Annotated in this window: 12 protein-coding genes and 1 pseudogene; 5 read left to right on the top strand and 8 right to left on the bottom strand. The window is 59.6% G+C overall.

Annotated elements, in window-relative coordinates; genetic code table 11:
- Positions 1-17 precede the first annotated feature (17 nt).
- A complete protein-coding gene (locus LHU53_RS00690) occupies positions 18-608 on the top strand; it encodes a DUF488 family protein (RefSeq protein WP_255631618.1) in 591 nt (196 codons plus the stop codon).
- Complete coding sequence (locus LHU53_RS00685) at positions 605-1036, top strand: DUF488 domain-containing protein (protein WP_227330149.1); 432 nt, start codon at positions 605-607, stop codon at positions 1034-1036. Before LHU53_RS00690 ends, LHU53_RS00685 begins: the two co-directional genes overlap by 4 nt.
- A gap of 569 nt (positions 1037-1605) precedes the next feature.
- Here the strand turns inward: LHU53_RS00685 and sstT are convergent.
- The 8 genes and pseudogenes from sstT to LHU53_RS00640 form a co-directional block, all read right to left on the bottom strand.
- A complete protein-coding gene (gene sstT, locus LHU53_RS00675) occupies positions 1606-2859 on the bottom strand; it encodes a serine/threonine transporter SstT (protein WP_227330148.1) in 1254 nt (417 codons plus the stop codon).
- 80 nt (positions 2860-2939) lie between these two features.
- Positions 2940-3296: pseudogene (locus LHU53_RS00670) on the bottom strand (L-serine ammonia-lyase, iron-sulfur-dependent, subunit beta); the annotation flags it as partial.
- 155 nt (positions 3297-3451) lie between these two features.
- Entirely contained in the window at positions 3452-3850 is a 399-nt protein-coding gene (rbsD, locus tag LHU53_RS00665) for a D-ribose pyranase (protein ID WP_227330147.1), read from the bottom strand.
- Entirely contained in the window at positions 3847-4791 is a 945-nt protein-coding gene (gene rbsK / locus LHU53_RS00660) for a ribokinase (protein ID WP_227330146.1), read from the bottom strand. Before rbsK ends, rbsD begins: the two co-directional genes overlap by 4 nt.
- Positions 4792-4820: 29 nt before the next feature.
- On the bottom strand, positions 4821-5834 hold the full coding sequence (locus tag LHU53_RS00655) for a LacI family DNA-binding transcriptional regulator (protein WP_227330145.1): 1014 nt from the start codon (positions 5832-5834) through the stop codon (positions 4821-4823).
- A gap of 19 nt (positions 5835-5853) precedes the next feature.
- Positions 5854-6828: an ABC transporter permease gene (locus LHU53_RS00650; RefSeq protein WP_227330144.1), complete on the bottom strand. Its 975-nt coding sequence runs from the start codon at positions 6826-6828 to the stop codon at positions 5854-5856.
- Positions 6829-6870: 42 nt separating this feature from the next.
- The gene (locus tag LHU53_RS00645; protein ID WP_227330143.1) at positions 6871-8442 is read right to left on the bottom strand and encodes a sugar ABC transporter ATP-binding protein; all 1572 of its coding nucleotides are present in this window, start codon (positions 8440-8442) and stop codon (positions 6871-6873) included.
- Positions 8443-8584: 142 nt separating this feature from the next.
- Positions 8585-9538, bottom strand: a complete 954-nt coding sequence (locus tag LHU53_RS00640; RefSeq protein WP_227330142.1) for a sugar ABC transporter substrate-binding protein — start codon at positions 9536-9538, stop codon at positions 8585-8587.
- A 646-nt stretch (positions 9539-10184) separates the two neighbouring features.
- Here LHU53_RS00640 and LHU53_RS00635 point away from each other — a divergent pair.
- Genes LHU53_RS00635 through kdpB form a run of 3 tightly spaced genes read left to right on the top strand, consistent with a single transcriptional unit; the run spans position 10185 to position 14130 of the window.
- Positions 10185-10277: a potassium-transporting ATPase subunit F gene (locus LHU53_RS00635; protein WP_227330141.1), complete on the top strand. Its 93-nt coding sequence runs from the start codon at positions 10185-10187 to the stop codon at positions 10275-10277.
- Positions 10274-12049, top strand: a complete 1776-nt coding sequence (gene kdpA / locus LHU53_RS00630) for a potassium-transporting ATPase subunit KdpA (RefSeq protein ID WP_227330140.1) — start codon at positions 10274-10276, stop codon at positions 12047-12049. Before LHU53_RS00635 ends, kdpA begins: the two co-directional genes overlap by 4 nt.
- 2 nt (positions 12050-12051) lie before the next feature.
- Positions 12052-14130 (top strand): potassium-transporting ATPase subunit KdpB, encoded by a 2079-nt coding sequence (kdpB, locus tag LHU53_RS00625; RefSeq protein WP_227330139.1) that lies wholly within the window; start codon positions 12052-12054, stop codon positions 14128-14130.
- The last annotated feature ends 8 nt before the right edge of the window (positions 14131-14138 follow it).

Genomic DNA, 14138 nt, shown 5'->3' with positions numbered 1-14138 from the left:
CCCAAACAATCGAAAAGTTGACTGAATTACTTAAAAAGCAGGGTGTAACGGCAATTGCTGACGTACGGTCTGCACCGTACAGTCGGTTCAATCCTCAATTCAATCGGGAAGAACTCCGTGGTTCGTTGAAGGCGAATGGAATTCGATATGTATTTCTTGGCAAGGAACTTGGTGCAAGAAGCGACGATGAGAGTTGCTACATTAATGACAAGGTCAGTTATAAGTTGCTCGCAAAGACGCCGATTTTTCAATCGGGCATTGACCGAATTATTGAAGGCTCGGACACACACAGAATAGCCCTCATGTGCTCTGAGAAAGATCCGCTGGATTGCCATCGGACCATCCTCGTTTCCAGAGAACTGTCAAATCGTGGCGAAAAAGTCATACATATTTTGCAGGATGGTTCAACCGAATTGCACTGTGATGCGGTCAGAAGATTGATTGCAAAAATGGGACTTAGCGAGGCTGACATGTTTCGATCTGAGGAACTCACCGTCAACGATGCCTACGATATGCAAGGCGATCGCATTGCGTATGATAGAAAAGTAAGTCGCGGAAAGCCGGTGAAAAGCGCTGAAGTCGCATACAACGAAGAGGACGACGAGTGAAAATTTACACGATTGGATTCACAAAAACTTCAGCGGAGGGCTTTTTCACACGTTTGACTGAATCGGGGGCAAAGAAGCTAGTTGATGTACGTCTGAACAATATTTCTCAGCTTGCTGGCTTTGCAAAAAGAGACGATTTGAGATATTTTACTAAACAGATATGCGGTCTTGGCTACGAACATGCTTCAAAACTGGCACCGACTAAAGATATTTTGGATGAGTACAAAAAGAATGGTGGCGCATGGAACGTATACGAGAATAAGTTTCTTGATCTAATGACCAAGCGTCGCATTGAGGACATTGATCCCCATCAACTTGATGGCAGTTGCTTACTTTGCAGCGAAGACAAACCTCACCACTGCCATCGGCGTGTTGTTGCGGAATATCTTCGTAACAAATGGACTAATGTTGAAATAGTTCATTTATGAAGTAAATTCAAGCGATTGAATTTACTACCAAAGTGCGAGCGCTTCCGTATGACTGGTTGAATTTCGAGTTCAAAGTCGCTTCATAACCGACGTCTAATTTCGAGTCTTTATTGATTCCCATGGGCGAGTTTGAATGACTGCTTCCTCGAACGGTGGCTGACCGCTGTGGGCACGTTGCTCGCACCGACGACCGGCAGCTGTATGGTTGCCCGATTTGATCCAGGCTCCCAACGTCAAGTTTCGGGTGAACACTTGGAGACCGTGGCAGATATGTGACGACCAGAAGCGGGTATTTGGGGTGGCTGCTCCATAACAGTCTTTCGCCGAACTGCAATCTCCGTTTCAGTCATTCCGCCCAAAATTCAGGTGCGTAGTCCGGCGATCGTGACGCTTGCCTACGGCACCGGATTGCGTGCCAATGAAGTGATCTTATCGAAGTCACCGACATCGACAGTCAACGCATGAAGGTGCGCGTGGAACAAGGCAAGGACCGCTGCGCCATGAGCTCGACGGTCTTGCGCTGACGCCCGCCCGGACGTCGCCCGATCAATCGCTCACCGCACGGCAACTCAACCGTGCGATTGACTTGTGCTCGCCAGTTGCAGCGGTTCGCCCGTTTCAGCTGCACAGCCGGCAGCGGTGAGCAGCACATCGGTGGAGGAGTTCAGGGCGGTCTCGGTCGAGTCCTGTATCACGCTGATGACAAAGCCGATCGCCACCACCTGCATGGCCACATCGTTCGAAATGCCGAACAGCGACGTGGCCATCGGGATCAGCAGCAGCGAGCCGCCCGCCACCCCTGACACGCCGGCGGCGGCGAACGAGGACACGACGCACAGCAGCAGCGCGGTCGGTACATCGACATGAATGCCCAGTGTGTGTGTGGTGGCCAGGGCCATCGCCGAGATCGTGATGGCCGCGCCAGCCATGTTGATCGTGGCGCCCAGCGGAATGGTGATCGAATAGGTGTCCTCGTGCAGGCCCATGCGCTTGCACAGTGCGAGGTTGATCGGGATATTGGCTGCCGAGCTGCGGGTAAAGAAGGCGGTCACGCCGCTCTCACGCAGGCAGGTGAACACCAGCGGGTAAGGATTGCTGCGAATCTTCCAGAACACGATCATCGGGTTGATCACCAGCGCAACAAAAAGCATGCAACCGACGAGGACCAGCAGCAGATGGGCGTAGCCCAGCAAGGCGCCAAAACCCGATTCACCCAGCGTGCCAGCGACCAGACCAAAGATACCCAGCGGCGCCAAACGGATGACCGTCTGCACGATGCCGGTCACCGCGTCGGCCAGGTCGTTGAGCATCGTCCGCGTGGCAGCACTGGCGTGGCGCAGCGCCATGCCCATGGCGACCGCCCACGCCAGGATACCGATGAAGTTGCCTTCCAGCAGGGCTTTGACCGGACTGGTAAATATGCTCAGCAACAGGTTCTTGAGCACGACCACGATGCCACTCGGTGGTGAGCCAGCGGCCGGCGGCGCGCTCAGGACCAGCGTGGTTGGAAAGCTGAAGCTGGCGATGACGGCCACCGCGGCAGCGGCCAACGTGCCAACAACATACAACATCAAGATCGGGCGAATATGGGTCGGCTGACCATGTTCGTGACTGGAGATGGCGGCCATCACCAGGATGAACACCAGGACTGGCGCGACCGCCTTCAGGCTGGAGATGAAGAGGTCGCCCAGTATCGCGACGGATGGGGTCGCACCGGGCGCGATCAGGGCCAGGGCGACGCCCAGGACCAGGCCGATCGTGATCTGGGCAATGAGGCTCAGGCGCATCAGTCGCTGCAGAGCCGTAGGGTTCGTGTTTTTCATGAGTTAATCTCTTTGTGGGTAATTTTGTTGGTATGAAGGGGTGCCCGGGCGGGGCTGCACGGGGCGCGAGGGTGGCGTTCTCAAAACTCGGGGAGGCTGGCGGCGAGACCGCCGCGGGAGGTTTCCTTGTATTTGTCCAGCACGTCACGGCCAGTGTCGTTCACCGTAGGGATCACCTGGCCGAGTGAGATGGCGTGCGCACCATCACCACGCAGCGTGAGTTGTGCGGCGTTGGTCGCCTTGACTGAAGCCATCGCGCAGGCCGATCCGACCTCAACCTGGCGGCCGACTTCGGCGCCGGAAATTGACGCATTTTTCTTGCACAACGCGCCAACTGAGGCGGCGGCGAGCAGAAAGCTGTCCACGTCGCGTGAGCCGCTGCGGGGCATGAAATTCATGTAGTACTGAAGCACGGCCGAGATGATAGCGGCCGCGCCGATGCGATCTTGACCCGCGCGCACGCCAGCAGCGTGCGCACGCATGGGAAGCGCCGCCACCAGCGAGGAACTGGCTGCGTGCCTTGGCATCTCGCCCACCGAGACGCGCATGATCGGCCCGGCAGGCTACGGCCCAGGTATACGCATTCAAGGCATTAGAACGTCACACCAGACACCAAAATGATGTTCGCGTAAGGTGTGCACTCACCCGTTCGCACCATGGCGCGTGCGGTACCACATACCTTTTTGAACTCCTCATGGCTGACCGTTTTGGGCGTCAAACTCAACTGGTTCGTGTACCAAGCTGGCGCACAGCCGACATCCAATGCCTCTGTCGCAATCACGGTGCTTTGAACCTGCAGTTCAGACAACACGGCCCGCAGCACGTCTTCCAGCCCAGGCGTACCCGGGCACACGGCCAGGTCAATACGCTGGGGCGCGTTGGGCCCCACCGGAATCGGAAGACCGGCGTCACCAAGAACCAACATGTCGCCATGACCCATGGTGGCGATCACATGCGAGAGCTCTGCATGGAGTAAAAGATGGCGTTTCATAGCGTTATCCAGGACGGAACAGATGTGTTTTGCAGGGTTTGTGCGAGCGTGGGTATCGACGGCTGGGCACCCATGGTCTGAATGCACAGTGTCGACGCACGGATACCCATGTCAACACTGGCGCTCAAACTCTGACCGCGGGCCAAACCCACAGTGACGACACCCAAAAATGTATCGCCTGCCGCCGTGGTGTCGACAACGTTGACCTGAGGCGCTGGATGGTAGGTGCTGCCACCCGCGTCTGTGGCCACGGCCCCCAGAGCACCCAGCGTGACAACCACTTGTGCCACACCTTTGGCCATCAACTGCCGCCCCACCGCCGCTGCGACCTGCGGTTCGGTGTCTGGCGACAAACCGGTCAGGAACCGCGCCTCGGTTTCATTCACGACCATGACATCCACCAGCGGCCACAGTTCTTCAGGCAAAGGCTTTGCAGGCGACGGGTTCAGAACCACCTTGCATCCCAGGCGGCGCGCCACGGTGGCAGCCTGCACCACCTGCGGCATCGGCACTTCAAACTGCATGACCAGAAACTGCGCATCGCTCAGTTCCTGAACAAGTTGTGATTCGTCAAGACTGAGCTTGCCGTTGGCACCGGCAATCACCACGATGCGGTTGAGTCCGCCTTCTTCCACCATCACCAGGGCAACACCGGTCGATTCATCCGGATCAACCGTCACGCCGCGGATCAAAATCCCGTCTTGTTTGAGCGCCTCACAAAGGACCTCACCATGATGGTCTGGGCCAACCCGGCCCATCATGGTGACCCTGGCGCCCTGGCGGGCACAACTGACGGCCTGATTGGCGCCCTTGCCACCCGGCACATACCGGATGGAGTCGCCTTGAACGGTCTCGCCTTCAGCGGGCGCTCGCGGCACCCGGATCACCAGGTCCATGTTCAGACTGCCGAGGCAAACAATTTTGGGAGTTATTTGTGTCATGGCGGGGGGCATTGCTTTTACCTGTTGGGTCAATTTTGGGGATTGAGTCTTGCCGTTGAATTTCTGACCATCAATTCAGGCTGAAGGATCACCTGTCGTGCTTCCACCCGGCCCCCTTGAATACGTTCCAACACCATGTCAACAGCGGCAACACCAATACGGTGCTTGGGCTGCGCAATGGTGGTTAAGGGCGGGCTGGCAAACCCTGCCAGTTCAATGTCATCAAACCCGATCAGCGAGATGTCCTGGGGCACCCGGACCCCTGCTTGATGGGCGGCACTCAGCGCACCAATGCACATCAGGTCGTTGCAGACAAAAACGGCTGTGGGAACCTGGGGTGAACGCAGGATGGTCTGCATGGTCGTGAATCCACCTCGACTTGTGAAGTCGCTTTGCCACAGCAAGTGGGACGCTTCGTCGGTCAGGCCGCTCTTGGCCAACGCCGCACGCCAGCCCTCTACCCGCTGGGCGCTTGAGTTGAGGTTGGCGGGGCCAGCCAGGCAGGCTATCTGGTGGTGACCCAGTTCAATGAGGTGTTCGGTTGCCATCAGGGCACCCTGCCAATGCGCTGTTTCCACCAGGTCGCAATTGACTTCCTTGATCTCGCGGTCAAGCAGCACCGTGGGGATGGGCAAGCCTTCCAGTAACCGCAGCAAATCCTCATCGTCACCGGTCGAGATGATGATCGCGCCATCAATGCGCTTCTCGGAAATGACCTGCAGGTAGGCGGCTTGCCGGTGCGGGTCATCGTCGGTGTTGCACAAAATGAGCGCGTAGCCCGCACCAAAACAATGGTCCTCCACGCTGCGGACGATTTCTGCGAAGTACGGGTTGGAACAATTGGGAATCAACATCCCAATGGTTTTGGTTGAGTTGCTTTTGAGGCTGCGCGCCACAGCACTGGGCACATAGTTCAACTCCCGGATGGCCAATTCCACTGCATGGCGTACCTTGTCGCTCACAAATCGCGTGCTGTTCACCACGTGCGAGACCGTGGTGGTGGACACATTGGCCTTCAAAGCCACGTCTTTTATCGAAGCCATTTGCTAAAAAATAGGTATCTTAGACTGCAGCGCCGCGTTTTTGGCGCAGCGTGTCAATGATGACCGCAATCACAATGACACACCCGGTGATGATGCGTTTGCTGGGGTCACTCACGCCGATCTGTGCCAAACCAGCCTCAAGCACAGCGATGATCAAGACACCAAACAAGGTGTTGATCACCGAGCCACGCCCGCCCATCAGGCTGGTGCCGCCAATCACCACGGCCGCAATCACCTGCAATTCGATACCGGTGCCCGAGTTGGGATCTGCCGCTTCCAGCCGGGCGGATTGCATTAAACCAGCCAGACCAGCCAGTAAACCAGTACACGCAAACACAGCGATACGAATCGGGCTGGTGTTGATGCCTGCCAGGCGCATCGCTTCTTCGTTGGTGCCTATGCCCACCACATAGCGCCCAAAAACAGTTTTCGTCAGCACAATTTGAGCGACGAAAACCAGCGCTACCGCGATAAAGAAAGCGGTAGAAATGCCCGCCAGCCACGGCGTTGCCAGACCGGCCATCGCGTCGCCCACATACTGCGTTCTTGAGTCCGTCAAGACATAAGCACCACCGCGCACCGCCTCCAACATGCCCAGGGACACGATGAAGGACGGGAGTCGCCAGGCCACCGAGACCCAGCCGGTGAAAGCGCCGCAGGCCAAGCCGACCGCAAGCCCCAGAAGTGCAGCAGGTACGCTACCCCAGTGCCACTGCAAAATCGCGTTTGCCGCTGCGGCTGCCGACAACGCCAGCACCGAACCGACGGACAGGTCGATTCCGGCAATGATGAGGACAAACGTCATGCCGACCGACATCACCAGCAACGCTGGAATTTCGTTGGCGATCGCCAGGAATGTGGCAACGCTGAAGAAATATTCACTCAGGCTGCCGAAGAAAATAACCATACCCAGCAAAACGGCAGCAAGTCCCAGGTAGGTTGCCAATTGCCCGCGTGCAGAGCCTGTGGCTCCTTGCTTTAGTGAGATAGTCATGGTGGCGATCAATAAAAAAATGACAGAAAAGAGCCCGCGAACTCAAGCAGCCAAAGGCTCTGTTGAATGGTGGGCATCGTTGAATGCCGCTGCCAACAGTGACTTTTCAGTCCACTGTCCACGGTCAAAAATGGTGACCAACTGCCCGTTGCTCATGACGCCGATCCGGTCAGCCATTTGCATCAGCTCGCGCAGGTCGCTGGACACCATCAGCAAGGCTTTGCCTGACTGCGCCATCTGCTCCAGTTCAGAATAGATTTCTGCTCTTGCCCCGACATCGACGCCACGTGTGGGTTCATCGAGCAAGAGGATGTCGCAGTTCCTGTGCAACCAGCGCGACACAATGACTTTCTGCTGATTCCCACCACTGAGCGTGCCCACGTTTTGTTCCATGGAGTTGCACCGCAGGGACAGGCGTTGTATCAATTCTTTGACGATCTTGGTCTCGCGCGCCCGTTGCAACCAACCCGCTTTGGAGACAGCGCCAACGTCACTCAAGGTCGTGTTGATGCGGATGGGCTGGGTAAGCAGCAAGCCCTGGGACTTTCTGTCTTCCGTGACGAGGCCAATGCCTGCTGCAATGGCTGCCAACGGCGAGGCCCATTTTTTGACCTTGGTTCGAATCGGTTGCCCAGGTGAATTCTCAAAAACAGTGATCTCACCGCGTTCGTTCTCATCGGCACCAAACAGCAACCGAACGACTTCGGTGCGCCCGCTACCCACGAGTCCCGCCAGACCGAACACCTCTCCGGCGTAGAGATCAAGGCTGATGTGCTTGACCAAGCGGCCCCTGCCGATGTCTTTGGCACTGAGCAACAGGTGACCGCGTGGCCGACGCGGTCGCTCCAGATCTTGTGAAACAGAATGTCCCACCATCAACTGGATGATGTCATCTTCCGTGACACTGTCGACGGGACAAACCTTGACCAAATGACCGTCGCGCAGAACCGCCAACGTATCGGCAATGGCCTTCAGCTCCTCCAGCCGATGCGACACATAAATGATCGCCACCCCTTGCGATTTGAGCCGGGCAATCTGCTCAAACAGGTGGCTGGTTTCGCTCGGTGTGAGCATCGCGGTTGGCTCATCCAGTATCAACACCCGGGTGTCGTCCTGCAGGTTGCGGGCAATTTCAACCATTTGCTGCTGACCAATTCCCAACTGGGACACGAGGGATTCTGGATTGATGGCCTGCATACCTACTTTGGCAAGTTTTTGCGAGGCCAAAGCATTGAGCTGGTCGCGGTCAATCCAGTTGGCTTGCCACTTTCCACGGTTCGGGATTTCCACCAACAGTAAATTTTCGGCGACGGTCAAGGTTGGTATCAGGCTGAGTTCCTGCATGACCATCCGCACGCCAAAGCTCTCGGCGTTTCGCCGGGAGCTCGGTAAAAACACCTTCCCGGCTAGGTTCATCGTCCCTTGGCTGGGTGACTCAAGTCCACAGATGATTTTCGCCAGCGTGCTTTTGCCCGCGCCATTTTCACCCGTCAAGGCAAGCACTTCCCCAGGACGCAAATTCAGGTTGACGCCCTGCAAAACCGGGGTGATGTAGGTTTTACCTACGGCTTCGACCGTCAGTACTGGCGCAGCAGAGTCAAAGGAAGACGGCATGGCATGGGTCCATTCAGGTGTCAAAGTGCTGGATAGCCGACGTGGAATTCCTGTCAACTATCGGCCAAGTGCGTGCCAGGCGGGGGCCTGTTTGCTTCCAAATCGACAACCCCCGCCGCACTCCCAGGAATCAGAAACCGATTTACTTGCTGTCTTTGGTCACCAACACCACGTCGGTCTGGATGGCAGCTGGCATTTCAGATTGCTTTTTCTTCTCTTTCAGCGCTTTCAAAGCGATTTCAATACCAAACACGGCCTGCTTCGCGCCAAATTGGTCGGCGGTGGCGAGCATGCGACCATCTTTCAGCATCGGCTTCACCGCATCAATGTTGTCGTATCCCACCACCATCACCTTACCGGTTTTACCTGCGGCCTTGACCGCAGCTACGGCACCGATGGCCATGTTGTCGTTGCCGGCCAACAAGGCTTTGAGATCGGGGTGTTCACGCAGCATGCCGGAGGCAACGGTATTGCCTTTGTTGATTTCCCAATCACCAGACTGCACGCCAACAACCGACACACTGGCGGCCTTCATGGCATCGTTGAAGCCCAAGGTGCGTTGCTGGGCGTTGAAGGTGGTTGACACGCCTTCCAGGATGCCTACCTTGTCGCCCGCCTTGAGTTGCTTAGCCAGGTAGTCACCCACCAGCTTGGCGCCAGTGCGGTTGTCTGGACCTGCAAATGGAATCTGGATACCTTTTTCCTTCTGGACAGCCGGGTCGAGTTGGTTATCGATATTGACCACCAGGATGCCTTTATCGATCGCCGTCTTCAACACAGGCACCAGGGCTTTGGAGTCCGCCGGTGCGATCACGATGGCGTTGGCTTTTTGCGCAATCATTTGCTCAACCATCCGGATCTGGGCAGCCGTGTCAGTCTCATTCTTGATGCCGTTGGAGACCAAGGTGTACTCGGATGCGTTCGCCTTGTTGTGCGCCTGTGCACCGGCCTCCATGGTTTGAAAGAACTCATTGGCCAACGACTTCATGACCAGGGCGACTTTGGGTTTGTCTTGGGCAAAGCCTGGTGTGGCAAACAAGCCACCCAGCAAACCAAGAGCGATAGTGGCTTGAACAGCGCGACGGGTGAATTTCATGAGAGGAACTCCTTAAATTTTTGACTGCCAACAGGTCTTTGACCCAATGAAGGCGAAAAAGAATATTCAGCATGCATCTTGGACACCTTCGAGGCGAATTCTATACTCGCAAACGATTGCGCAAACGATTGCTTTATTAGGATAAACCCTGATGCGTCAGTTCAAATGACTGCTTTTTCAAGCGGTGGCTAACCGCTATGGGCACGTTGTCGTCAACCAAGAACGGCTGCGGACTGGGTCCGAACCGGACCACCATAAGGCTGCCCCTCGTGAACACCCGCAACCAGCCTTGGAGAGTCACAGGCCTGGATCTTGGCCAGTTTTCCGGGCGGCCGACTGTTCAAAGCTTTTGCGGCCACGCGCGTTCGAGAACTGAATTTTTCGACACACCGCAACCGTTCGCTTGACCGGGAGCGACCCGTGCAGTTCTCGGGGATGTGAAGTTTGGCTATCTTGATACGTTCTTGATACGAGCCGCGCAAGTCTTTCCCCCGTCTTGAGACCCCGCTTCCTAGCATGGTGGCATGTCTAGAACGGAGGTTTCCATGGACTTTTTCTACCTGGCCCTGTCCGCCGCGTGCGGCGGTGCCATCTGGGGGCTGGCGCTTCTCTGCCGGCGTTTGCAACCCATAAGCGGGGGCCGCTCATGAACAGCTGGACCTTGCTGGCCGCCCTTCTCGCGGGCGGCCTTCTGATCTACCTGGGGGCCGTTCTGCTGCGGCCGGAGGACTTCTCATGAACACCATGGCATGGCTGCAACTCGCGGTCTTCCTCGCCCTGCTGCTCGCCCTATCCTGGCCGCTGGCGCGCGCCATCGATGCCGTGATGGCCGGGCGCTTCGCACTGGGACAGCGTGTCGAGACGCCCCTGTGGCGCCTGGCCGGTGTGCGGCCCGAGCGCGAATCCGGCTGGCTGCGCTACGCGCTGGGCCTGCTGGTGTTCAACGCCCTGGGCATGCTCGCGGTGTACGCGCTGCAGCGCCTCCAGGATGTGTTGCCACTGAACCCGCAAGCTTTCGGCGCGGTCACGTCCGACTCGGCCTTCAACACCGCCATCAGCTTCATGAGCAACACCAACTGGCAGGGCTATGGCGGCGAGACCACCATGAGTTACCTGACGCAGATGCTGGGCCTGACGGTGCAAAACTTCCTCTCGGCCGCCACCGGCATCGTGGTGGTGATCGCCCTGGTGCGCGGCTTCTCGCGCCACTCGGCCCGGGCCATCGGCAACGTGTGGGTGGACCTCACCCGCGTCACGCTGTGGGTGTTGCTGCCGTTGTCGCTGGCCCTGGCGCTGTTCTTCGCTGGCCAGGGTGTGGTGCAGAACCTCTCGCCCTCCACCGAGGTGAAGACCCTGGAGACCGTGAGCTGGGCAACCAGCACGGCTGCGGCCGAAGGCCAGGCAACGCAGACCGAGACGCACAGCAGCGCCACGCAGACCCTGGCTATGGGGCCGGTGGCCTCGCAGCTCGCCATCAAGATGCTGGGCACCAATGGCGGCGGCTTCTTCAACGCCAACTCGGCGCACCCGTTCGAGAACCCCACACCACTGTCCAACTTCGTGCAGATGCTCAGCATCTTCCTGATCCCGGCTGCGCTGTGTTTCGTGTTCGGCCGCATGGTGAGTGACCAGCGACAGGGCTGGACCGTGCTGAGCGCGATGACGCTGATGTTCGTGGCCTTCGTGTTCGCCGCCACCAGCTTCGAGCAGCAGGGCAACCCGGTGCTGGCCGCGCTCGGCGCCGACCAGACCACCAGCGCCCTGCAGGCCGGCGGCAACATGGAAGGCAAAGAGGTGCGCTTCGGCATCAACGCGTCCAGCCTGTTCGCGGTGGTCACCACCTCGGCCAGCTGTGGGGCTGTGAACGCCATGCACGACAGCTTCACGCCGCTGGGTGGCATGGTGCCAATGGTGCTGATGCAACTGGGCGAGGTGGTCTTCGGCGGCGTCGGTGCGGGCCTCTACGGCATGCTGGTGTTCGCCATCATGGCGGTGTTCATTGCCGGCCTGATGATCGGGCGCACACCGGCCTACCTGGGCAAGAAGATTGAGGCGCACGAGATGAAGCTGGTGGCCATCGCCATCCTGGTCACGCCCCTGCTGGTTCTCGTGGGCACGGCCGTGGCGGTGATGGCCGAGGCCGGCCGCGCTGGCATCCTGAACCCGGGCGCACATGGCTTCAGCGAAGTGTTATACGGACTGTCCTCGGCCGCCAACAACAACGGCAGCGCCTACGCCGGCCTGTCGGCCAACACGCCGTTCTACAACGTGCTGCTCGGTCTGGCGATGGTGTTCGGCCGCTTTGGCGTGATCGTGCCGGTGCTGGCCATGGCCGGCTCGCTGGCCGCCAAGCAGCGCGCCAGCGCCACCGACGGCACCCTGCCCACCCACGGCCCGCTGTTCGTGGCCCTGCTGGTCGGCACCGTGTTGCTGGTCGGTCTGTTGAACTATGTGCCTGCGCTGGCGCTGGGCCCGGTGGCCGAGCACCTGACGCTGTCGGTCGGGAGATGAATATGAGTCGCCAAAACCTTCCCCTGTTTGATCCGGCGCTGATGCGTCCGGCCCTGATCGACGCTTTTCGCAAGCTCGACCCCCGCGTGCAGCGCCGCAACCCGGTGATGTTCGTGGTCTACGTCGGCAGCGCCTTCACCACCGCGCTGGCCATCGCCCAGCCCGAGGGCTTCACCATCGCGGTGGCGCTGTGGCTGTGGTTCACGGTGCTGTTCGCCAACTTCGCCGAAGCCATGGCCGAGGGCCGGAGCAAGGCGCAGGCCGCCAGCCTGCGCGGCCTCAAGAAACAGACCTGGGCCAAGAAGCTTGAAGCCAGCTACGAGCGCGGCACGCCGCGCACCGCCATGCAGTGGCATCCGCTGGAGGCCGACAACCTGCGCAAGACCGACCTGGTGCTGATCGAGGCCGGCGACACCGTGCCCGCCGACGGCGAGGTGATCGACGGCGTGGCCTCGGTGGACGAGAGCGCCATCACCGGTGAATCGGCACCGGTGATCCGCGAGTCGGGCGGCGACTTCTCGGCCGTGACCGGCGGCACGCGCGTGCTGTCGGACTGGGTGATCGTGCGCGTCACGGTGAACCCGGGCGAAACCTTCGTGGACCGCATGATCGCGATGGTCGAAAACGCCAAACGCCAGAAGACACCCAACGAGATCGCGCTGACCATCCTGCTGGTGGCGCTGACCATCGTGTTCCTCGGCGTCGTGGTCACGCTGCTGCCGTTCTCGTCGTTTGGGGTGTTGGCCAGCGGCGCCGGCCAGCCGGTGAGCTTGGTGGTGCTGGTGGCCCTGCTGGTCTGCCTGATCCCGACCACGATTGCCGGCCTGCTCAGCGCCATCGGCGTGGCCGGCATGAGCCGGCTGATGCAGGCCAACGTCATCGCCACCTCGGGCCGCGCCGTGGAGGCCGCCGGTGACGTGGACGTGTTGCTGCTCGACAAGACCGGCACCATCACCTTGGGCAACCGCCAGGCCAGCGCTTTCCTGCCGGCCCCTGGTGTGAAGGAGGCCGACCTGGCTGACGCCGCGCAGCTCGCCTCGCTGGCCGACGAAACACCGGAAGGGCGCAGCATCGTCGTGCTGGCCAAACAGAAGTTTCAACTGCGCGAGCGTGACGTGGCGGCGCTGGGCGCCACGTTCGTCCACTTCACCGCGCAGACCCGCATGAGCGGTGTCGACTTGCAGGGCCCGGACGGCGAGGGTCGCGCGGTGCGCAAGGGCGCGGCCGATTCGATCCGCCGCCATGTCGAATCGCTGGGCGGCAGTTTCCCGGCGGCTCTGCAGACTGCGGTGGACGACGTGGCGCGTCGCGGCAGCACGCCGCTGGTGGTGGCCGACGGCATCAAGGTGCTGGGCGTGGTCGAACTGAAAGACATCGTCAAGGGCGGCATCAAGGAACGGTTTGCCGAGCTGCGCCGCATGGGCATCAAGACCGTGATGGTGACGGGTGACAACCGCCTGACCGCCGCGGCTATTGCCGCCGAGGCGGGGGTGGACGATTTCCTGGCCGAGGCCACGCCAGAAGCCAAGCTCAAGCTGATCCGTGAGCACCAGGCGCAGGGCCGGCTGGTGGCCATGACGGGCGACGGCACCAACGACGCGCCCGCCCTGGCCCAGGCCGACGTGGCGGTGGCCATGAACACCGGCACCCAGGCCGCCAAGGAGGCGGGCAACATGGTCGATCTGGACAGCAACCCGACCAAGCTGATCGAGATCGTCGAGACCGGCAAGCAAATGCTGATGACGCGCGGCGCGCTCACCACCTTCAGCATCGCCAACGACGTGGCCAAGTACTTCGCCATCGTGCCAGCGGCTTTTGTCGCCACCTACCCGCAGCTGTCGGCACTCAACGTGATGCATCTCGCCAGCCCCAACTCGGCCATCCTGTCCGCCGTGATCTTCAACGCGCTGATCATCGTGTTCCTGATCCCGCTGGCACTCAGGGGCGTGAGCTACCGCGCCGTCAGCGCCGCCGTGCTGCTGCGCCGCAACCTGGCCATTTACGGGCTCGGTGGCGTGATCGTGCCCTTCATCGGCATCAAGGCGATCGACATGTTGATCGCTGCGGCAGGCCTCGCCTGAACACTATT

Source organism: Rhodoferax sp. U2-2l, from assembly GCF_020594515.1.
GTDB lineage: Bacteria > Pseudomonadota > Gammaproteobacteria > Burkholderiales > Burkholderiaceae_C > Rhodoferax.
The sequence above is the reverse complement of the archived record's forward strand: the minus strand, read 5'-3'. Positions and strand labels throughout refer to the sequence as shown.